The sequence below is a fragment of the Methanosarcina barkeri MS genome (assembly GCF_000970025.1).
GTDB lineage: Archaea > Halobacteriota > Methanosarcinia > Methanosarcinales > Methanosarcinaceae > Methanosarcina > Methanosarcina barkeri.
Map to the genome: position 1 here is coordinate 1,751,349 of NZ_CP009528.1, position 21,997 is coordinate 1,773,345.

The window sequence follows — 21,997 nt, forward strand, 5'->3', positions numbered from 1 at the left end:
ACAGGATATATTATATATCTTTAGTTATCCCTATTTCAGAGTTCCTGTTTCTTATCTCGCTTTCATATTTTTCAAATTATTTACAAACTCTGGATTCCGGGAGATAAAGAAATTGCTTAAGCTTCAGGCAGGCAGATAAAGAATTTGCTTAAGCTTCAGGCAGTTTCATCACATCATTAAAGAAGTGTGAAAAAATTCAAAGGTGTCCACCGCTTCAGGAGGAAGTCCCATTTCTTCAAACATCTCCCTAAAAAATGCGCGATATTTTTTTTCAGGTATCGATTCTCTGACGCTTCCGACATGCATTATGATTTCAAGCCTGACCTTTCCTGAAGAATCAAGTTCAACTATATACTTGTTTCCTATGTACCTGTTACCTATGTACCTGTTCTCCTTATCATAAGTCACGATCCCTGCCTTTGGGACAAAATACCTTACTGAACCTACCTGGTTCCCGTCCTTTAAAAAAATTTCTTTCGTATCTGAGCCTATCTTGGGGTATCCATAAAAACCCAAAACGTAATTGTCGTAACTGGAATCATCACTGTTTTCCGTAAAATACGCATGTACAGCCGGAAAATCCGGAGACTCATTCACCTGTATTTCGGCGTCCCATGTCTGATTTTGTGCAGCTTTTTTCAGAGCCTCAAGATACTTTTCCGAAGCTTTTTCATCCGAGCCGAAGAGGAGCCCTAATTTTTCAAGCATCCAGGAGTCATCAGGAAATTCCGATAGCTGTAAAGGGGATTCGGGATCGGAATGGCTAAAATTCGAGACTGCAATACAGGTTTTAATCCCGGTTTCAGTTCCGTTTTCACATACAAAGACCATAAGCTCGGAGTCATCTTTATAGTTAAGCCTTATATTCTGCACAAGAGCAGCACTTCCGAAGTTTTCCCGGACTTCAGGGACATCTCCTGGTTCAAAGCCCGAAAAGTTTCCGGGCCAGGGCCATGAACCTTCTATTTCATAACCAGCTTTCTCCGCTTTCGTAAGTACGGAATTGTAGGCAAAAGACCCAATATCAACTTCTTCGGAGTAATACCAGGAACTGTCAAGTAACTCCATTAATAAGAAAGGGCCGTAGAGAAACAGCATAAATAGAATGAGTGGGAGCAATAATAATATTAGTATGGCTTTTTGCTTATTCATGAAACTCTCAACTCTGGAAAAGCGTCAGTGGACTGGGAGGCTGTTAGTGTCCCTTAGATGTAGAATCTTAAAAATACTGGAATTATAATTCGGAGTTTTTCATATTATTATATGAAATAGGTCAACTTAATAAATAATTTATACATTTCCACTACTGATTTAAAAAATTATCTATAATCAGAGAAAAAAGCGCAGGTAGACCAAAAAATCTATCTTGGAAACTTCCCCAGGGTTCAGCAGCCTGCCTATTGTGATGTTATTTGTGATGTTATTTGTGATGTTATTTGTGATGTTATTTGTAATGTTATGTATGATGTTATGTGTGATGTTATTTTTCCTCCTTATCTTTTCGGTTGAAATTCACTACTTTGACTTTTGAGAAACACTTTCTAAAAAACGGTTTTTAGTTCCAGATTTTCTGTTTCTGGCTATTGAGAGGATACTGTAGTAATCTGTAACGTAGTAAAACCTATAACTTTTCAAAGTTTTCAGATAAAACTCGTCCATGATCCTAATGATCTGTAACGTAGTGAAACCTATAACCATAGTGATCACATAGAGAAAACTAAGGTACTTATATTGCCTAAAGTGCCGATATTGCGAATACAAATGCAAAAGAAGTTGAAAATATGAGGTAAAAATTATGAAAGTGATAGCGATAAACGGAAGTCCTCGAAAGAACTGGAACACAGCTACCCTGCTGGAAAAAGCTCTTGAAGGCGCAGCTTCGGAAGGTGCAGAAACAGAATTAATCCACCTTTATGATCTCAACTTTAAAGGCTGCATAAGTTGTTTTGCCTGCAAATTAAGAGGTGGAAAAAGCTTTGGAAAGTGCGCAGTAAAGGATGAACTGACATCTATGCTGGAAAGGCTGGAGGACGTCGGTGCTGTAATACTTGGATCGCCAATTTACCTTGGAAATTCCACAGGAGAAATGCGGTCATTTATGGAGCGCTATATATTCCCATATATAACCTACTCTATTGACACACAGACATTTTATCCCAGAAATATTCCTGTTGGTTTCATCTACACTATGAACATCACTGAGGACCTTTTTGAGCTGGTTGGGACTAATAAGCTTATTGAGTCAAATGAATGGGTTGCAACAAGGATATTTGGGTATTCCGAATCGTTATGCAGCACCGATACATACCAGTTTGATGATTATTCAAAATACGCTTCGTCTATTTTCAATCCTGAGGAAAAGGCAAAAAGGCGAGAAGAAGTGTTTCCGCAGGACTGCCAGAAAGCTTTTGAGATGGGAGCCAGGTTTGTTAAGCTGCAAAAAGCTCTGGAGGCCAGAAGTAGAGTGAATGACAGAGATCAAAAAGGATAAAGCCAACGGCATTCTCTTTTGTGACAAAGTCAATTCTAAATCTATACCTTATCAGAACAGGCGAAATAATATAACTTTTAAAAGCGATTCCGCCAGCTTACCTGGCGGTGTCTTTTATAAGGGTTTTAAGACATTATAAAGTTAAGCAATTCCCTTTACGCCTCTTTTCTGTATAACAAACCATGCCGTAAACACCAGAGCTCCGCAAACTATGACCGTGGTTCCGAGCACAGGGATTTTATCCGCCCATTCCAGAGAGATAAACCACATGCTCACAGCCCCAAAGATGAAATAGGTAAAAATCAGCAGGGAAGAAGCTGAACCTATATCCTGGTCAACCTGTTCCAGCGCAAGGTTATTGCTGGGAGGACGGCTTAAACCCAGGGAAAACGAAACCATAAACATGGAAAGAGCAAAGCTCCAGGGACCATGTTGTCCCATAAAAAGTAGGAAAATACCGCCCAGAAAAACTCCCGCAAATGCGATTGTCATCAAGTGCTTTGAATTCACTCTTCTTGTTAACCGAAGGCAAGAGAAGGCACCGGTCATAATGGCAAGGGCATTTAAGGCAAAAAAGTAGCTGTATTTTTGCTCGCTCAGGCCAAACTCGTTAATATAGATGGCAGAAGAACCTGCAATGAAGCTAAACAATGGGAAAAAACTGACTGACATGACTAGAACCATGATCATATACGGGGGATTGAGCAGCAATCTGCCGTAGGTATTAATGACCTGAGATAAAGGAGTTTCAGATACTTCTGGTAGTGTTTCCGGAAAGTGGAGAACGCCAAACATTGCGATAATTCCCATGAATGCCTCCATTAAGAATATCCAGTGCCAGGACATATACAGAAGAATCCACCCGCCAATGATCGGAGCAAGCATGGGGGCAAGGCCCATGATTACAGCTATATATGCAAGAATTCTTTCTCTTTCTGAACCCACGAAAATATCTTTTGTCATTGCCATGGATATAGAGGAACCGGCAGCAGCTCCTGCAGCTTGCAGTATGCGAGTACCTATCAGCATGGGAGCACCAGAAACAAAAGCACCTAGCAGACTTGTCACTATGTACACTGCAAGCCCGACAAGGAGAGGACGTCGACGTCCATAACGGTCAGAAATCGGGCCGTAGAAGAGAAGGAAAAGCCCATAGGTCACAAAGAAAAAAACCAGGTTCAAGTTAATTAGCGATAGAGAGACGTTCCAGCTTTTGGCCAGATCGGGAAGGGCCGGTAAAATCATGTCTGTGGTAAGAGGAGGAAAGGCAGACAGAAGTGCCAGAAGCGGCACGGTCACTTTCAAATTTTTTTGTATTCTGTCTTTAGAAGTATTTGTTTTTTGTTTGAAAGCCATAGCTAAATCCTTTATCATTATTGTCATTAGAAGGTTATAAATGGAAGTTATAAATGGAAGTTATTAGTCCAAAATATAGTTACAGATGCAACTATGTCGTATGAATACCGAAGGAATATAATTGTATATAACAGTTACGATAGTAAGAATGAAGCCCGGCTAATTTGATACTCTTTTATAACTAAGTCAAAAAAACAGAACCGGATGCTAAAATGAAAAATTATACAAACATGAATAATCTGAAAAAATACGGAAATCCACCTTTTAGTCTTGCTGTAATCCACGGCGGCCCGGGAGCTCCAGGGGAAATGGCACCTGTTGCAAGAGAACTCTCCGTTTTTGGAGGCGTACTTGAACCGCTTCAAACCGCAGTAACTATTGAAGAGCAGGTCAGGGAGCTAAAGGAAATTCTGGAAGGTCACGGCGACCTACCGGTTACATTAATTGGTTTTTCCTGGGGTGCAATGCTCAGCTTTATTTTTACTGCCCGGCATCCCCATCTAGTAAAAAAGCTAATACTTATCGGGAGCGGCCCATACGAAGAAAAATATGCTGCGCGCATAAAGAAAACCCGGATAAACAGGCTCGGAAAAGAAGATCTGGAGAACTTCGTTTGCCTGACCGAAACCCTTGATGATCCTTCAGCTAAAAACCTGAATGAAACCCTGTGCAATTTTGGAAAATTAATGTCGAAAACTGATACTTATGATCCTCTTCCCTATGAAGATGAAGTTCTTGAGTGCAACTACGAGAGCTTCAAAGGCGTATGGGAAGAAGCAAGTGAACTGAGAAGCCGAGGAAAGCTACTCAAAATCGGAAAAGAAATCCACTGCCCGGTAGTTGCGATTCATGGCGACTATGACCCGCATCCATTTGAAGGAGTTAAAGAACCTCTTTCTCGGACTTTGAAGGATTTCAAGTTTTTTTTGCTGGAAAAATGCGGACATCAGCCCTGGATTGAGAAGGAAGCAAAGGAGAAATTTTACAGTTTACTGAGGAACGAAATTTAAGTAAAAAAGGAAAAGTTGGAAAGAGGGACAACGGGAAAAAAGAAAAAACAAAAAAGGAACAGTAGGAAAGAGAATAAATAAAAAAAGAACAGTGGGAAAGAGCAAAGGGAAAAAGGGGAAAAACAAAAAAAGGAATAGTGGGAAAGAGCAAAAACAAAAAAGGAACAGTGAGACCCTTGATAGAACAATCTCAGTTAATCTATTTTATTGCAGCCTCTGCGGCACTTACGCTTCTTCCGGGACCTGATATTCTATTCGTAATTACTCAGAGCATTTCGCAGGGCAAAAAGGCAGGAATTGCAACAGCATCCGGCCTCTCTACCGGCGTACTCGCCCATACTACCGCAGCCGCAATCGGAGTTTCTGCCCTTATATATAAGTCTGCTCTTGCTTTTGAAATTGTAAAATACGCGGGTGCAGTTTATCTACTCTACCTTGCCTGGCACGCCTTAAAAGAAAGTGAAGAGCTAGTATCTTCGGCTCCTGTTAGGGAAACCAACACTTTTGCCCTCTACAGGCGCGGTATCTTTATGAACGTTTTAAACCCTAAGGTTGCTCTATTCTTCCTCGCCTTCCTGCCCCAGTTTGTAAACATAGGTTCGGGAAATGTCCCCATGCAGATGATATTTCTGGGAATAATTTTCATGGTTCAGGCCTGGCTGATCTTTTCCGCTGTTTCGGTTTTTGCCGGAACCGTTGGAGAAAGAATAATACAGAAGCCAGGAGTTGGTAGATATATTAACTGGGGAAAAGCCGGAATTTTTACATTCATTGGGATAAAACTTGCATTGTCTCATAAATGAACCAGAAAGCGATGAGAACTATGAAAAGTAGCATGAAAGTTAGCAGTTAAAACTGGCCATTGTTAAAAAACTAACCGTAGAGCCGTTATAGAAAACAAAATACGAAAAGCTTTGGTATACTTTCATCTTTAATTTCATCCGGATTGATGTCCAGCGAAGCCAGAGATTTTTTTAAAGCTTCGAGTTCCATTTTTTACTCCAAAATATGATAAAGGAAAATGGAACAACTATTATATTTATTATGTGATTAAAAATACATTACTGCTTTTACCCATACAATTTGAAGAGGATACCTTTTTTATCACTACCAATAATTGTAGGACAGTCTGTACAGGAGGGAAAAAGAGAATCATTTCTTTTTCTCTCTTCCTATAGTTCATTTTTCTAAAGCTAGCCGGTTTTTTACTCTTTCTTTGCTCCTAAGTTCTTCCTGCTAATTTTTCCTCTTTTCTCTTTTTCCTGATCCAGACTTTTCTTTAGTATCTCACTTGTTGGCTTTTTTCTTGTCCACACATTTCGCTTCGCTTTCGGCTTCTCTTCTCCCATTCTTTCTTCTTCCTCTTCTTCGAGAGATATTCCGAGCTTAGAATTCACGGAAGCCAGAGCTTTTCTAGCCTCGAAATTGTCCGGATCGATCCGGAGGGCTCTTTCAAGAGCTCCAAGAGCTTCTTCATTCTTATCCAGGCCGGAAAGGGCCATGCCTTTGCAGTACCAGGCATCGGAAGAATCAGGTTTGATTGAAATCGCTTTGCTGCAGGCTGCAATAGTTCTTTTGAATTTGCCAAGTTTTAGGTGGACAAGACCTTTCCCTATCCAGGTCTTTGCATTATCAGGGTTTATTTTGAGAGCAGCGTCATAAGCTATCATGGCTTCCACAGGCCTGTCCAGGCTGTAGAGGGCAAATCCTTTCCCCACCAGGACTCTTGCAAGGTTCGGGTTAAGCTTAAGCGCGGCGTCATAGGCTTCTATAGCCTCTTCATATCGGCCCATATCTGCAAGCACAGAACCTTTTGCGTGCCAGGCTCCTGCAAGCTTCGGATTGGCAGAAAGAGCTTTTTCAGAATCTTTAAGGGCTTTTTCGTGCTGCTTTAGTCTGCAAAGTACTGAAGTTTTGAGATTCCAGGTTTTATCGCTGTCAGGTTTTATTTCGAGCAACCTGTCAAAGACCTGTAATGCATCTCCTTCCCTGTTGAGCTGCAGGAGCACAAAACCTTTTTCGTAAAGGTAGTGAGGGTTTTCAGGCTCGATTTCAAGAGCTTTTTTAATCGCCTTTAGGGAGGCACTATACCTCCTATGCTTTAGAAACACTGCTGCCTTGCCAGCCCAGGCTGCAGCATCCTCCGGGTTTTTCTCAAGGGCCTTTTCGTGTGCTGCAAGGGCTTTGTCCAGCCGGTCATAAGCTGTCTCAGTGGTTTTGTCGGTTCTACTTGTTCTCTTGCTTGTTTTGCCTGTCTTGTTTGTTCTACCCGGTTTTCCTGTTCGTACGCTTCTATTTTCTTTAAAATCATTTGCCATAATATCAGTTCCATATGATTTAATTTAGAGTGATTATTCTTTGCAAAGAGAATTCGGTACACGCCCCAACTCCCCGGATGGATGATAAGTTCTCCGGGAAATCTTGTTTCAAACTCCGTTTTCTTATTTCAATCTGATCCTGTTATATTTTAAGTTCAGAGTGCTGGATTGCTCTACAGAAAAGAAAAACTTGCCTTTGAGTACAAATTTATCTTGACTTTGTCAGATTAAACAGTTACTCCAATCGTTGTTAGCGATTTCACTACAAACGATTTCTTTGGCATACGATGTCTAATGATGACGCTTTACCTTGTGATGTGACATAGTCAAGTTATCTATTCATATCTTTTTCATTTAAATGGTGTTCATTATAATAAGATACTTGTCAACTAGGTAGTCATTACAGGGTAGTCATTATAAGGTAGTCATTACAAGGTAATTATTACAAGGTAGTCATTACAAGGTAGTCATTACAGGGTAGTCGTTACAGGGTAGTCGTTACAGGGTAGTCGTTACAGGGTAGTCATTACAGGGTAGTCATTACAGGGTAGTCAGTATAAAGATAAACGTATGAATCTACTGAGCCTATAAACACAGAAAAAGTGAACTGTGACTCGATAGAACAGGCCAGTAAAGCTATTTTGTAGATTTACAAAAACTCTTACTCTACTTTAACTCTTACTCTACTTTATATGTCAGAACCTCAAATAACCTGTTAAAATGATCTAATCTTTTTTCCCTTTTATCTCAACCTTTGAAACCTCCTCTTTTCGAACCCGGTGAGCCTCGTTTCTGGGACGACCCGCACATCTCGAAAAGCATGCTCGAAGCCCACTTTAACCAGGCCCATGATGGGGCTAGCCGAAGAAATGCTGAGATCGAAAAAACAGTTTTCCATCTCATAACCTCAAGAGTTCTGAAAAAAGGAGACCGAATACTTGATCTCGGCTGCGGGCCAGGGCTGTACAGCAGCAGGCTGTGTTTTGAAGGCATGAAAGTAACTGGCATTGACCTTTCCAGACGGTCTATAGATTATGCGCGAGCTCAGGCTGAAAGAGATGGGCATGATATCGATTATATCTGTGCAGACTTTTTCAATATCGATTATAAAGAGACTTTTGATGCTGTTCTTCAAGTCTATGGGGAAATCTGTACCTTTTCCGACGAAAAACGTGACCTTCTCCTGAGCCTTGTTCACAGGGCACTTAAAGAAAACGGAATTTTCATCTTTGACGTGTCAACAAGAGAGCTACGCATGCAAGAAGGGCTCAAAAACAGGTGGTATTTCTCTGAAGGTGGATTCTGGAGACCAGGCAGGCACCTTGTGCTGGAAGAAGGATTTGACTATCCTGAAAATGATACCTGGCTAAATCAGTATATAATCATGGATGAAGATGGGGAAGTAAAGGTCTACAGACTCTGGTTTCATGATTATTCCCTTGAGAAAATAAGCAGGGTTCTTGAGCAGAATGGATTTAGAGTTGAAAATGCATGGAACAGTCTATCCGGAGAGTTCTACAGGAAAGGCGGAGACTGGATAGCGATAGATGCAAGAAAAGTATAGACGAATATGGAGAAATATACGACATATATGTAGATAAGTTACCAAGTGTCGATAAGTTTCAGTCACAATTGACGAAATGAGAAAGATAAAGCCTGATTATGTCGTACCTATGCACTGTACGGGCTGGAAAGCCATAAATCGGTTTGCAGAAGCAATGCCAGAAAAATTCCTGCTATAAGGTTGGCACAACTTATGTATTCAATGAAAATTAACAGAATCCCTTAATAGACATCTTAATTTGAGGAATTGAGTCCACAAATTTTAATGTCCCTTTAACATAGCCATAAAAATCACCATTAGCATACATGCGAAAGAAAAGACAAGCACAAAAATTGCCTTTTTCTGTTCTTTTTCTTGTTCTCTGGATAGTTGATCTGGTGCTCCTTTTATATACAGCACAAAAATTAATGGCCCTAAGACTGATTCTATCCAGAAGAAATACTTAATGTCTTCATAAGATGTCATCCCAGTCATGATCAATAAGATTTGCGCAATTATAAGCCATATTAGAACAATATAAATTTTGAGACTAGTCATTTTATTTAAAGAAAGAAATTTGGAATTATTTTTGCTATGTTGAATATTAGTTTTAGAATCTGTCAATTGTACAACACCGTTATCTATTAAGAATATAATGTTTAAAAACTTTTTTATCAAAGTTCAAAATATTATTATTAAGTATGCAGTTTCTATTGGGCAGTCTCAACTAAATACTTCAATCAACAAACTTCAATCAATAATAGTGATACAGACTCATGCTGGCCTTTAATAGGAAATATTATCGGCATTTAAATTTTGATGCTGTCTTCATGATATTGATTCCAACGGCATATTCCGAACTTTTTCCAGATTTGAATTGAGGAAGATCCCTTTTTTTACATTGCCTTTTTCGTATAACTTGCACAGGTGACCTGAACTTGACAAGCAGGGAATACATATGCCCCTTAAATGTTCACTCCTTACATATTTCCAGAAACTTGCCTACGGTTAATAAATCTCCAGTCCTGCAATTTTCTGCCAACCGCAGGCTATCAAAGTTTTGTCTTAAATTATTTGGAAGCAGTTCTCTAAAGTAGTTCTCTCAGTTTGCGTAAAATAATAATTATTATATGTATTATAAAGTAGCAAAAAGAAAATCAAAAATGTTAAATATTAGTTTGTAATATAGTAAAGTGTCTCTACCAAACAGACACGAGTAGCATAACCAAGTGTCTCTCCGAATAGACACGATCTAAATCGCCTCCTAGATTGTTGAAAGCACCAGAATCTCTTTTTGCCCCTGCCTGCGAAATAAAACAGACAGGGACCAGGGTGCTGAATAACTAATAAGAAATCAAGGGGCAGGTTGTTGAATAAGGAATCAAGAAATCAAATTTAAGGTGTTTTATCTGTCTGCAAGCCATGGAATATATTCTCTACACATTGCTTCTATTTGACAGAGTAGTTAAATTTAAGTATTCTTTTTAATGACAAGTTTTTTATGTTTTTTCGTATATAAATCTTTAATTATCTGATTGAGTCCATCCCAAAACTAATTTTATCCTCAAATTAGTAAAATTTCAAAATTATTTTCGTGATCAAAAAATCTATTACTTATTGTATATATGGGATTCAGAAAAATCATTTTGAGTTTTGGGATCAGCTCATTATGAATATTTATTTGAAACTAGGTTACATTACATTTTTCCGTGATTGATTATCTCATATTCTACACTATATACTTGAATTGAAACCAGAGGTTAAAACCCTCTAAAATCTAATTAAAGCTTTTTTGATTAAACTTTCTTTACTAAATTGCACTTTTTAGAGTAAAGTTAGTAATGATTTATAAAAAGTGGAAAGTATTTTATACTCGGTCATACATTTTTAATAATACTTACACGGTTGAGCATAAGTCATCCGGCAAAACATTAAAAATATCTAAAACATGCACTTTCAAATAAATTTATACTTACTTTATTTTGGGCTCCAAGCGTGCGAGTATTATCAACTAATTCCTCCGAGATTCTTATTAAAAAATAACAGAAATATACTGAAATAAAAACGGTAGTTATAGAGATGCTCTCGAAAATAAACTGAAACAATGCTGTTTGTTCAATTGGATAACATGTCAGGGGAATCATTATCCATAAACAACTTTGTAAAAGTTCTGAACTGCTTTTCTGTCCAGATTAAAGAAGAGCAAATGCTGGTTTCTTTGAGATGTACTTCTGAATGATCAATACAGCGAAAGAGCTTATGCGATAAATGTTCAGGAGTAAGATGTACATGTCAGAAATATTAGATGACTCTTTTGAGCCAAAGGCAGTGCATGACCATTTTATGGAACTAACAACAAAATATCACCCATCTGGTGAGGAAAACCAGGTCCGTGAGTATGTTATAGAATGTGCCGAAAAGATAGAAGGTGTAGAAGTCATTCATTACGATCCCGGAGCTAAAGATCCCGGAGAAAGAGTAATTGTTCTTCGTAGAAAGGGCTCAGGGGACTATGCCAGTGATCCTTATGTCACTCTACAGGCTCACATGGATATGGTATGTTACCCTGACAGAACCATCGAATTTCCCTTACATGTCTTTGGTTATCTTGATAACGAAAGTGCAAAATGGATAAAAGCAGGAGATGAGAACAGTGTCACCGATCCATCATTGGGTACCACCCTGGGTGCAGATGATGGAATTGGAGTAGCAACTATACTTGCCCTTCTGGAAGATGAGAACCTCAAAGACTACCCAATTGAATGCTTATTTACTGTTCAGGAAGAAACCGATATGGGTGGAGCTGCAGGTTTTGACAAAAATCTCTTGATCGGTAGAAAGTACATAAATCTCGATGCAGAAGATGCAAATATAATTATTTACGGCAGTGCAGCAGGGCAGGATGTCCAGTTCGAAGGGAATGTTATCTTAGAAGCTGTTACAACTGATTTTGTTACCCTGGAATTGTCGATCTCAGGGCTTCTTGGAGGGCACTCCGGTGTTGATATCAACAAAGGGAGACTTAATGCTATTAAAGTTATTGCCGAGGCTCTTATCCGGCTTAACAAAAGACTTACAAACCTTGATGGCACAGCAGGCAAATGCATCACAAGCTATGACCTGCGCCTGATTTCATTAAACTCATTGAAAAAGGACGAAATAGAAAAGAAAAATCCAGTAGTAAACAAAATTCCGACCTGGATTGTCGCGAGAATAGCTATTCCAAGAAGCGAGAAAGACAATTTTAAAAATGATTTTAAGGCATATATTGCCGCTTTAAAGAGACAGTTTCCTGAGGAGAAGAATTTTGAATGTAGTGTTGAAGAGGTAAGTTCTGAAGATGTGATTTCATTCCAGAAATCTCTTGATAAAGCGTCGACAGATGCACTTCTTTGCTTACTTCGACAGATACCACACGGCATCATCCGCATGATTCCAAAAATCACTGACGTTGTGGAGACATCAAGCAACCTGGCAGCTGTTAATTTATTTGGACTAAAGGAAGACAAAATAACAATTAAATCCTTAAACCGCAGCTCAGACGAAAATTCATTGGGTGAGCTTGTCCAAATTCAAGAAATCATAGGTAAAATATTCAATTATCAAGTAAATGCAGAAAAAGCTTCTCCTATTTGGCAACCAAAAGACGAATCTGACCTGGTTGATAAAGCAGAAGATGTGTATAAGGATAAAGAACTATATGGCGATGAGACCAAAGCAACCGTAATCCATGCAGGCCTTGAATGTTGCTATATTGTAGAAAAATACGGTGACTCTATGGATTGCATTTCCATAGGGCCTACTATAGTAAACCCTCATACAGGAGGCGAACGCCTTAAGGCGGACACAGTGAAAACCTTCTACAAGGCAGTAAGCACTCTTATTCAGGAACTCTTTAAGAAAAGTGCATAACGCGTTAATTGGAAGCATAAACTCTGCATCCTCTTGTTTTTTATTTTTTCTTTATTTATCAAAGTAAGCTGGAAAAGGCAGAGTGTTTTACAAATGTTTTAGGGGTTGAAGTTATGATTTCAAAGAAAGTAAATCTGGAAACTTTAGATGAGTCTAAAAAGTATCGTGTTGGTGCATACAGTGCCAGATATATCCAAAAGGTCAAAGAAAAAGGAATTCCCAAGTACGAATTCCCTGAAAAAGGGATGAGTCCAAGAGCTGCTTATCAACTGGTACATGATGAACAGAGTCTCGACGGCAATCCCTTCCTGAATCTGGCAAGTTTTGTCAACACATGGATGGAACCAGAAGCAGACAAGCTTGTCATGGAAAACATAAATAAAAATATCATAGATATTTTCGAATATCCTCAAACTGACAAAGTTATTCACAGGAATATTGTGAATATGCTTGGGCGTCTTTTTAATGGGCATCATACCGAATTCATGGGTACGGCAACAGCAGGCTCTTCAGAAGCTATAATGCTGGGTTTGCTGGCTCACAAATGGAGCTGGAAAAACTCAGGGCGAGGCACAGGCAAACCAAACATAATTTTTGGAAACGATGCTCACGTTTGCTGGGATAAATTTGCCAAATACTTTGACGTCGAAGCTAGAAAAATTCCTATAGACAAAGACAGACGTACAATTACGGCAGATGCTGTCTCAGAGCAGATTGATGAGAACACAATCTGTGTTGGTTGCGTTTTGGGAACAACTTTTACAGGAGAAATCGATCCTGTAAAGGATATTAATGATTTACTTTTGGGATACAAGGAAGAAAAAGGCTGGGACATACCCATCCACATAGATGCTGCAAGTGGCGGCTTCATATTGCCATTTACCGAACCTGATTTTGAGTGGGACTTCAGACTGGAAAGAGTAAAATCGATAAACGTTTCAGGACATAAATACGGATTGACTTATCCGGGCCTTGGCTGGCTTATTTTCCGTGATGAAAGTGACCTTCCCGAAGACCTGATTTTCCATGTGAACTACCTCGGAGAAATGGAAGATTCGTACACCCTGAACTTTTCAGGAGGCAGTGCGATGGTTGCGGCCCAATATTACAATATTTTAAGATTCGGAAAAGCTGGTTATACCGGAATAATGAAGAATATCCTTGAGGTTTCTCAGGATCTTGCTGAGAGGGTTGACAGACTGGGCCGTTTCGAAATGCTGAACAAAGGAGAAAGACTTCCTATAATTGCTTTCAAGCAAAAAGAGGAAACTGGTTATTCCCTGCAGCAGCTCTCGTACAAGCTAAGAGAGAAGGGCTGGATAGTTCCCGCCTACTGTCTTCCAGAAAATGCGGCGGATATCGAGATAATGCGCATTGTCATAAGAGAAAATTTCACTCCGGATATGGCAGCAATTCTTGTAAACGATATCGAAAATGCATGTCAGTTTTTTAAAAATGGTAGAAAATCCGAAACAAAAAAACCCTGCCCGCCTGATGATGGTATGGTCCATATTTGCTGAAAATTTGCACCTCAGCAATCTTATTTTTTAGAAAAGAGCGAATAAGATAACTTTTGAATTAGATAACCTTATACCCACCCTATCTGCGCGATAAACCGGCTCAACGGTTTCGGCTCAACGGTTGTTCCAAATTAAAATTGCGCTGGCGAATACCGACACAGGAAATGCTGTATTTCATTGGAATTAAATATCCTTAACCACTCGAAATCCCAGACTATTTAACCTTTTATCCTGAGCCACAAAAAGTCTTTCAGCCGACCGACAGCATCCTGCATTTCCGTTCCAGCCTCCGCCTCTCCTTACTCTCACTGGAGTGGATACACTTGGAAGGGCGTTTTCCCATGCCCCTCCATCTATCGGGGCGCCTTTGTAACTGATATGGTACTCGTCCTGTACCCATTCTCCTGCATTTCCATAAATATCATAAAGCCCCCAGGGATTTGGCTTTTTCAGGCCGACCGGATGGGTTGCAAACCCGGAATTCTCCAGAAACCAGGCATATTCTGAAAGTTTCGATCCATCGTCTCCAAAAAAGTAAGCGGTTTCAGTTCCTGCTCTGGCTGCATATTCCCATTCGGCTTCAGTTGGAAGGCGGTAGATTCGGGAAATTCCATCGACATTTTCCAGAGCATTAAGTTTCCGGAAAAAGACCTTAATCTCATCCCATGAAACATTTTCAACAGGATGCTTTTCGCCCTTAAAATATGCAGGATTGTTACCCATGACTTTCTGCCATTGCTCCTGTGTCACCGGATACCTGCTAAGGTAAAAAGGTTTTTTGATTGTTACTTTATGCACAGGACTTTCCCAGAGCTTTCTTCTTTTTTCACGCATTGGAGAGCCCATGTTAAATTCTCCGGCAGAAATCAGAATAAACTCCATTCCAATAGAGTTAATTATTGAGCTGCCGGACAAATTCTTGATTGAGTTATTCAGTGAGTTATTCAGTGAGTTATTCAGTGAGTTATTCAGTGAGTTATTCAGTGAGTTATTCAGTGAGTTATTCAGTGAGTTATTCAGTGAGTTATTCAGTGAGTTATTCAGTGAGTTATTCAATGAACTACTTATTGGGTCATTGGCCTGGTTGTTTATTGAGTCACTCATTGAGTTACGGACTGCGTTGTTCATTGGGTTATTCACCGGAACACCGCAACTGTGGATTGAATTACTGATTGAGCTATTAGCCAAACCGTCAGGTCTTAGAGGTTCAATTTCTTCAGAACCTTTGCAGTGTGAAGAATATTTTTTTTCAGAAATCAGTGTTCTCACCACGTTGATTTAAGAACCAAAAAAATACTATAAGAACAAGAAATATACTTTAAGATTTATCTTTTTTGTTGTTACTACTTCTAAAACCAATAAAACTGTACTGATCAAACCTTGCATACACAACATAACATACAACATAAAATACAATAAAATAGTTAAAAACCAATGATCCATAATCAAAAAGTTTTTATGATATTGGTATAGAGGCAAAGGTAGAGACCGGAAGTGAGCAAAAATGAAACACTGCCTTCTTAACCTGATTCTTTTTTCTGGAAGAAGAAAAGATATTCTACTACTCTTAAAGGAAAAACCAAGAGACGTTGATGAGATAAAAGAATTGCTTAATGTGAATGCCAGTTCGATCCAGCTCCATATGAAAAAAATGAAAGATTCCGGCCTGATAACCCAAAAAGGCAAAATTTACAGTTTGTCCGAGATTGGAGAGATAATAGTTGAAAATATGCAGCCCCTGCTCAGTACGACTGAGACCTTAGGAGAAAATACTGAATACTGGCTGAGCCACGATTTAAGCTCGATTCCTGAGTTCCTGCTGGAGAGAATCGGCGAACTAGGGCACTGCGAGCTACTGGAACCTGACGTCGGACACCTTTTTGAAACCCCAAAAATACTCCGGGATAGTATTCTAAGCTCAAGGAGACCCTAACCTTTGTATCCTATTTTCACCCTCAAGCTCCTTCAATTTATACCGAACTTGCGGAGACGGGAGCTGAAATTGTACTCTGTATGACCGAAAGTGTTGCACAGCGTTTATTTTTAAATAATCGTATAGAAGCAGAGAAACTGTCCAGAGCAGTTAACTCCAGGCTTTTTATATCACGAAGGCCGACAACAATCCCATCCCTGATTGTAACGGATAAGATCATTGCATTTAAACTCTTTGAAAACAATGGAAAGTTAAGGGACCAGCTAATCCTGTCTTCTGGAGAAAGAGCACTATGCTGGGGAAAGGAACTTTTCAGGTACTATCTGGAAGCAGCCGAACCTCTGAATGAGAAATCGTTTTTTCAGTAACACCTGATTAAGGCCCCGATTGATACTAATTCAGATATCCAGTAACAGATAACGGACATACTCTAGCGGATATACTCTATGAAAGCTTTGTCCTTGAAATCCAAGCCTGCGAAGAATTAAAAAACAAACTGGATATTCAGTCATTCATAGTCTTTCTTGGACTTGCCGGGCACATCCTGAAATTCGTACCTTTGTCCTATTTTTTCAGTGACTGCCTCTGCAAGCGCATCTAGGATGTCACTCAAGCCTTTTCAAACAACCCTTTTTAAAAAAAACTGCTTGCCCGCAACCCTTTTAAAAAAAACTGCTTGCCCGCAACCCTTTTAAAAAAAATGCTTGACCGAAAACCCCGAAAAACGTTTGAGTTTGAAAATCTTATTTCCAAACCCTATCGGAGTGATCAACCGGCGTAACGGTTGATTTATAACCAATTATAAAAACCTGAAAAATAGTAAATTGGGAATATAAGTAAAATTTCTAGATAAAGGCAAAATTAAAATAAAAAGGAGGCAGGTCATGAAATTCTGGTTGCTCAAAGCTGCAGGCACCCTGGAAGATGAAGAACTGATTCTGGAAAACAGTGTAATTACAATAGGGTGGGCTGAATTCCCGGATTTGTCAGGCGTTAGAAATGAGGCACAGGTAAAGAAAATAATGCTCGAGAAATATCCCGGGATGCAGGAAGAGCGTAGTTCTGCCTGGACAGGAGAGATATACTCATTTATCACAAAAATAAAGAAAGGAGACTTTGTGGCAGTTCCACTAAAAACCAGGAACGAGATGCTGATTGGAAAAGTTACCGGAGACTATGAGTATCGGCAGATCAGTGATTTTATCAGACATATCAGGAGTGTGAGTTGGTCTAAAACGATCCCGAAGGGAGATTTCGAGGAAGAATATGATGTTGACCTCAGTTCTCCTGAGACACTTTCCCTTATAGAAGCAGGCCCTGAAAAATTTTTAGAGATAACTGAGATAAAAACCCTGGGGGTCCTTCTTGAAGAGCTTAACTTTACTCTTGATGAACTTGGTTCCCTGAAAGAAAGGTTGCTTGAACTTACTTACAGGCTAGCTGAGACTGAAGAGATTTCCGAAGTCAGAAAAATCGCAGCCGAAATGGGGAAAATGCTGAAAGAAAAGTGAAGGAAAAAAGAGAGAAGAGAGAAGAAAAAGAGGAAAATGAAAGAAAAGAATCGGAGGGAAAATGAAAGGAAAGAATCAGAGGAAAAATAGAAGAGAAGAAAAGAAAAGAAAAGGAGAGAAGAGTCTCTTCTCAACTGTCTCTTCTCAACTTAAAATCTATTTTTAACCAATATTAAACAATAAGGTCATTGAGGTCAAGTTCAAACCCGACAACTGCGTATCCAAGGGCAAAATTGTTTATGACCTCAGGATGGAATTCTCCAAAGACTCCGAGTTTTTTGCCATTGACATAAACATCAGCCCGCCTGCCTTCAAGGAATGCAGGATCTTCGGACTCTTTTACCTTGTAGGGAAGCATCATTTCCCTCATCAGAGCGTCTACAACCTCATAGATCTCGGTAAAGTTGGCCTGCGGGTGAATCGAGACTGCAGCTACGTGCTGGCCGGTTATTTCGTTATTTACGACCTCGCCGAACTCGAAAATCTTCTGAGGCAATTCCCTGTGCTGATTTAAGGCAAGAATTTCAAGGAGGTTCGGAAGCAGGTTTGTCCGAATCATTGTCTGGTCTTCGCTGATCGGGTGAAGCACATAGGTAACATCATCCGTTTTTGGCCTGCACATGTTATCGAAGTTAATTTTTTCGCTGGTAAGCGTAAACGGCATGACCTCATAGTAGCCGAGCCCTACCATTATCTCGTTTACGGGAGCGCGAAGCAGGGAAATCGGGTGAGACTTTCCTGGGGTATAGGTTTCAGGAATCTTTACTTTAATATTTTCATATCCATAACCTTTGGCAATATCTTCTACAAGGTCGTAGTTATGAAGAATATCGGCCCTGTAAGCCGGGACTTTTACCTCGATGGTTTCTTCGTCAAGGGCTTTTGCTCCAAAGCGCATTCTCTCAAGTTGTTTAACAATTTCTTCGATGGAGAGTTCCATGCCCAGAAGGTCTTTTACTTCAGTTTTTGTAAGGAACCTGGTTTTTGGTTCAAGGTCAGGCAGGATAAGTTCTCCGGAATCGGGCCTGATAACCTTTACGAATTCGATCTGGCCACCTCTTTCCGCAAGGGCGGTAACAACAATATTCAGGGCGGTATAAACGGCTTCTCCAAGTCCAGTAACATCAATAAAGAGGTCGGTTGTGCTCTCGGTCACACTTGTAAGTGTCCCGTTAATGATAGGCGGGAAGGACAGCACATTATCGTCTGAGTCCAGGATTATTGGATATTTCTCAAAGCCCCTGACAAGATGGGCAAACCTCGTGCCTTTTGGGTGCTTTTCCAGGATTTCGGTCATGCTCATTTTTTCAGTGTAGTCCAGTGGCACGAACTCGAAACTCGGGTCTACAGCCATATACCTGAAAGGCGGCTTAACGTTCGAAATATCATGCACGCCTATAGACACTTTTTTCCTGTTTCTTCCAAGCCCCCAGTGCAGGTCTTCCTGAAGGTCCATAAGGGATTTTATGGACGAAGATGTGAATTTTATGCCCCTTACAACCGCACACCCGAGAAAAGGCCTGATTCTAAGTATCTCCTCACTAACCGAGATTGAAACCTTTGGAGGCTTTATCTCATACTCTGACAGTCCGGTCTCGATGTCCAGGAAACCCCGCATTGCCCTGGCTGCTCCTTCTACACTGTAAAGGTCAGGCCTGTCAGGGAAAAACTCGATATCTATAGATTCCTCTTCAACTCTTTCGATATCGGCCCCTATCATGGGCGCTCTTTTTATAATGGTTTCCTTATCGGTTCCTGTGAGTTTTTCTAGGTCGTCGTACTGTAAGGTAATTACTGGCATTGGTGATTCATCCCCAAGAGATGTGGAAATCTAATATCAATCGTAACGTTTACACTTAATATTTAGAAAGAATCAAGAACATAATGTATTAAAAAATGTTTAGAGATCCCTTCTTTTAGGTGTAACTCATCGTGAGAATAACTATAATTTAACTCCCAAAATACTCTACTTTAGATTTAATGCTTTTGTTTGTGAGGTGTTTGAAGAATCTCAGTGTGATCTTGAAACTCTGGAAAGCCTGTAGGCTGAAAACTCGATTGGATTGAAAGCCACGGGGGCGAGTTTGTTCCAGAGTCCCTTATATAGCAGGCACAGAAGGATGTCTTAATATTCAACCAATTCTACAACTGGGCAATAAGTATTTTTGACTTTAAATTCAGGTAGGAAATTCTTCCAAAATTCAGGTGTGAATTCTTTATAGCTAATACTTTACTCCCAACCATGAAATTAAACACATTCTTGAGCCTGCCTGCTAGAATCAACTTTGCAGGTCTAAAAATTGTAAGAAATAAGCTAGAAACAAAAAATAAGCTAGAAGCACCTGGGACAGCAATGTTCTGGAGATTAATATTGCTGTCTTGATTGTAAGATCAAAACAATTACTTTTAATACATTTTAGTTTAAATTAACATTCAGAGCCTAAAAAGCAAATTTATATTAAAATTTGTGTATATAAATGCTTAAATGTTTTCAATATCTCTATAGCTAGCCAATAAACTAACCTAATATAGAGAATACTGGAATGTTTGAACAGAAATTACTTGCTTGATATCTGTAATTAAGTACACAAACATTGTGATTTCAATTCCAGTATTAAGGCAGTTAAAGATATAATGCTATAATTTTTCAGTTAACTGGAAAGTTCTTTAAGTAAGTGGATTCGCTAGGTGAATTGAGGATGGGACAGAATTTTGATGAATTTATCAATTATTGCTATAGCAAGATCTTAGGTAGAGTTCCTGATTCTGAAGGGAAAGAACATTATATTGACTTATTGAACAAAGGTGTACCAAAACATGAAGTCTTAGTATCTTTTTTGAACTCTAATGAATATGCAGGGCGCCTAAAAAATCCCTCAGTAGAACCTCATGAAAGTTTGAAATCAGAGCAGAATTTTGACGAATTTATCAGTTATTGTTACAGCAGAATTTTAGGCAGAATTCCTGATCCTGAAGGAAGAGAATATTATACCAAAATATTGAATGAAGGTACACCAAAACACGAAATCTTAGTATCTTTTTTGAATTCCGATGAATATGCTGAGCGCGTAAAGTATCTCATGAGTCCTACAATTAAATTTGCTCCTCCAGGACATTTTTACTCTCCATTAACAAATCTGGATGACATCTTGGACTTATATCAAAAAATCGACAAATTCCGGAACCCGACTGGAATTGAGATTAATGGTGATAAGCAGATAGAATTACTAAAACAATTCCAGAAATATATTTCCGTAATCCCGTTTGGAGATGGTTTCAAGCAGAACAATACCAGGTATTTTTTTAACGGAGACGAATGGTATAGTTACGGGGACGCAATTGTATTATTTTGCATGATCAATTACTTTAAACCAAAAAGGCTTATAGAAGTAGGATCAGGTTATTCGTCAACTGTTACTCTGGACACCTGCGAACTGTTAAACCTTAAAACGAAGATAACTTTTATTGAGCCTTATCCAGAGCTTGTTTTAAGCCTATTGTCTGACCGAGATGATCCTGATAAGCTTCTTTTGAGAAAAGGGGTTCAAACTGTAGATTTGTCTTTTTTTGAAGAGCTGAACAGTGGGGATATTCTGTTTGTAGATAGTTCTCATGTTGTGAAATTTGGGAGCGATGTTCTTTTTATTCTTACCGAAGTACTTCCCCGTCTGAAACCTGGTGTGATTATCCATTTTCACGATATCTTCTGGCCATTTGAATACCCTATTGAATGGCTGGAACAGGGTTCTGCATGGAATGAAGCATACTTCTTAAAGGCATTACTTATAAATAATAAAAATTACGAAATTTTATATTTTAATGACTATATGGGGCAAATGAATCACGATCTTGTGAAGGAATACATGCCACTGGCATTGAAAAATTCGGGATGTGGAATCTGGTTAAAGAAACTTGAGTCTGAATCCTCTGTTGTTTGAAAAAGTATAAAGCAGCAATTAATATAAACTGTTGACAGCTTTCATCCTGCGTTGAACCTTGAAGACATATAAAAGATCCTTGCTAAGATTGATATCTCTTGGTAAATATTATTTGCAGTCCTGTTCCTCAGATCATGAAAGCAATCTTTCAGGACAAAAAATTTCTCCCGTTATCACAGGTTCTGGAAACTCAGATCTCCTATGAGCTAGAATCTACAGCTTTGCGTCTCTTTATACTCTTTATATAATCTTTGCAGTTTTGAGTGTTTATCTTATTTTACTCCTTTAGTTTTCATTATGCGAATTTGGAAAAATTTGGCAACATGTGGACAGAAAGCGTCAAGAATAGCCGGAGGTCAGAGTGTCCATATAGTGAGAACGGAAAAGGGATTCCTAATCGTTTTTTGAACCTGTGAATACTTTTGTAAATGGATTTTCATTTTTTCAGAGATTCTGTAGGGCAAA

At 39.3% G+C, this 21,997-nt stretch carries 17 protein-coding genes; 11 read left to right on the forward strand and 6 right to left on the reverse strand.

Annotated elements, in window-relative coordinates; translation table 11 throughout:
• Positions 1 to 168: 168 nt before the first annotated feature.
• Complete coding sequence (locus MSBRM_RS07060; RefSeq protein ID WP_230669087.1) at positions 169 to 1,152, reverse strand: hypothetical protein; 984 nt, start codon at positions 1,150 to 1,152, stop codon at positions 169 to 171.
• Between the two features lie 643 nt (positions 1,153 to 1,795).
• On the opposite strand from MSBRM_RS07060, the gene MSBRM_RS07065 reads away from it, so the two are divergent.
• The gene (locus MSBRM_RS07065) at positions 1,796 to 2,491 is read left to right on the forward strand and encodes a flavodoxin family protein (protein ID WP_048118472.1); all 696 of its coding nucleotides are present in this window, start codon (positions 1,796 to 1,798) and stop codon (positions 2,489 to 2,491) included.
• A gap of 141 nt (positions 2,492 to 2,632) precedes the next feature.
• On the opposite strand, the gene MSBRM_RS07070 is transcribed toward MSBRM_RS07065, so the two are convergent.
• Entirely contained in the window at positions 2,633 to 3,847 is a 1,215-nt protein-coding gene (locus MSBRM_RS07070; RefSeq protein ID WP_048118470.1) for a multidrug effflux MFS transporter, read from the reverse strand.
• Between the two features lie 212 nt (positions 3,848 to 4,059).
• On the opposite strand from MSBRM_RS07070, the gene MSBRM_RS07075 reads away from it, so the two are divergent.
• Positions 4,060 to 4,857, forward strand: coding sequence for an alpha/beta fold hydrolase (locus MSBRM_RS07075; protein ID WP_080941481.1), 798 nt, complete (start codon positions 4,060 to 4,062; stop codon positions 4,855 to 4,857).
• 167 nt (positions 4,858 to 5,024) lie between these two features.
• Positions 5,025 to 5,660: a LysE family translocator gene (locus tag MSBRM_RS07080; RefSeq protein ID WP_048122977.1), complete on the forward strand. Its 636-nt coding sequence runs from the start codon at positions 5,025 to 5,027 to the stop codon at positions 5,658 to 5,660.
• A gap of 402 nt (positions 5,661 to 6,062) precedes the next feature.
• Here the strand turns inward: MSBRM_RS07080 and MSBRM_RS07085 are convergent, their stop codons facing one another.
• Positions 6,063 to 7,175, reverse strand: a complete 1,113-nt coding sequence (locus MSBRM_RS07085; protein WP_048118468.1) for a tetratricopeptide repeat protein — start codon at positions 7,173 to 7,175, stop codon at positions 6,063 to 6,065.
• A 754-nt stretch (positions 7,176 to 7,929) separates the two neighbouring features.
• On the opposite strand from MSBRM_RS07085, the gene MSBRM_RS07090 reads away from it, so the two are divergent.
• Positions 7,930 to 8,739 carry a class I SAM-dependent methyltransferase gene (locus MSBRM_RS07090; RefSeq protein ID WP_048155175.1) on the forward strand — a complete coding sequence of 270 codons (810 nt, stop codon included), beginning with the start codon at positions 7,930 to 7,932 and terminating at the stop codon, positions 8,737 to 8,739.
• Positions 8,740 to 9,000: 261 nt separating this feature from the next.
• Here MSBRM_RS07090 and MSBRM_RS07095 read toward each other — a convergent pair whose 3' ends face one another.
• Positions 9,001 to 9,342: a hypothetical protein gene (locus tag MSBRM_RS07095; RefSeq protein WP_048155177.1), complete on the reverse strand. Its 342-nt coding sequence runs from the start codon at positions 9,340 to 9,342 to the stop codon at positions 9,001 to 9,003.
• Positions 9,343 to 11,007: 1,665 nt separating this feature from the next.
• Here MSBRM_RS07095 and MSBRM_RS07100 point away from each other — a divergent pair.
• Positions 11,008 to 12,630: a M20/M25/M40 family metallo-hydrolase gene (locus MSBRM_RS07100; protein WP_048118463.1), complete on the forward strand. Its 1,623-nt coding sequence runs from the start codon at positions 11,008 to 11,010 to the stop codon at positions 12,628 to 12,630.
• A gap of 113 nt (positions 12,631 to 12,743) precedes the next feature.
• Positions 12,744 to 14,150 carry a glutamate decarboxylase gene (locus MSBRM_RS07105; RefSeq protein ID WP_080941479.1) on the forward strand — a complete coding sequence of 469 codons (1,407 nt, stop codon included), beginning with the start codon at positions 12,744 to 12,746 and terminating at the stop codon, positions 14,148 to 14,150.
• 183 nt (positions 14,151 to 14,333) lie between these two features.
• Here the strand turns inward: MSBRM_RS07105 and MSBRM_RS07110 are convergent, their stop codons facing one another.
• Positions 14,334 to 14,996, reverse strand: coding sequence for a formylglycine-generating enzyme family protein (locus tag MSBRM_RS07110; protein ID WP_230629207.1), 663 nt, complete (start codon positions 14,994 to 14,996; stop codon positions 14,334 to 14,336).
• Between MSBRM_RS07110 and MSBRM_RS21120 the strand changes: the two genes are divergently transcribed.
• The 4 genes from MSBRM_RS21120 (at position 14,995) to MSBRM_RS07120 (ending at position 17,594) form a co-directional block, all read left to right on the forward strand.
• Complete coding sequence (locus MSBRM_RS21120) at positions 14,995 to 15,432, forward strand: hypothetical protein (protein WP_230629206.1); 438 nt, start codon at positions 14,995 to 14,997, stop codon at positions 15,430 to 15,432. The two genes, MSBRM_RS07110 and MSBRM_RS21120, sit on opposite strands and share 2 nt — an antisense overlap.
• Positions 15,433 to 15,654: 222 nt before the next feature.
• Positions 15,655 to 16,083 carry a helix-turn-helix transcriptional regulator gene (locus MSBRM_RS21125; RefSeq protein WP_230669089.1) on the forward strand — a complete coding sequence of 143 codons (429 nt, stop codon included), beginning with the start codon at positions 15,655 to 15,657 and terminating at the stop codon, positions 16,081 to 16,083.
• Positions 16,084 to 16,118: 35 nt separating this feature from the next.
• Positions 16,119 to 16,451, forward strand: coding sequence for a transcriptional regulator FilR1 domain-containing protein (locus MSBRM_RS21130; protein WP_449288733.1), 333 nt, complete (start codon positions 16,119 to 16,121; stop codon positions 16,449 to 16,451).
• Between the two features lie 516 nt (positions 16,452 to 16,967).
• Positions 16,968 to 17,594: a restriction endonuclease gene (locus MSBRM_RS07120; RefSeq protein WP_048118457.1), complete on the forward strand. Its 627-nt coding sequence runs from the start codon at positions 16,968 to 16,970 to the stop codon at positions 17,592 to 17,594.
• Positions 17,595 to 17,766: 172 nt separating this feature from the next.
• Here the strand turns inward: MSBRM_RS07120 and pheT are convergent, their stop codons facing one another.
• On the reverse strand, positions 17,767 to 19,395 hold the full coding sequence (pheT, locus tag MSBRM_RS07125; protein WP_048118454.1) for a phenylalanine--tRNA ligase subunit beta: 1,629 nt from the start codon (positions 19,393 to 19,395) through the stop codon (positions 17,767 to 17,769).
• Positions 19,396 to 20,293: 898 nt separating this feature from the next.
• Here pheT and MSBRM_RS07130 point away from each other — a divergent pair.
• A complete protein-coding gene (locus MSBRM_RS07130) occupies positions 20,294 to 21,532 on the forward strand; it encodes a DUF4214 domain-containing protein (RefSeq protein ID WP_052712737.1) in 1,239 nt (412 codons plus the stop codon).
• Positions 21,533 to 21,997 lie beyond the last annotated feature (465 nt).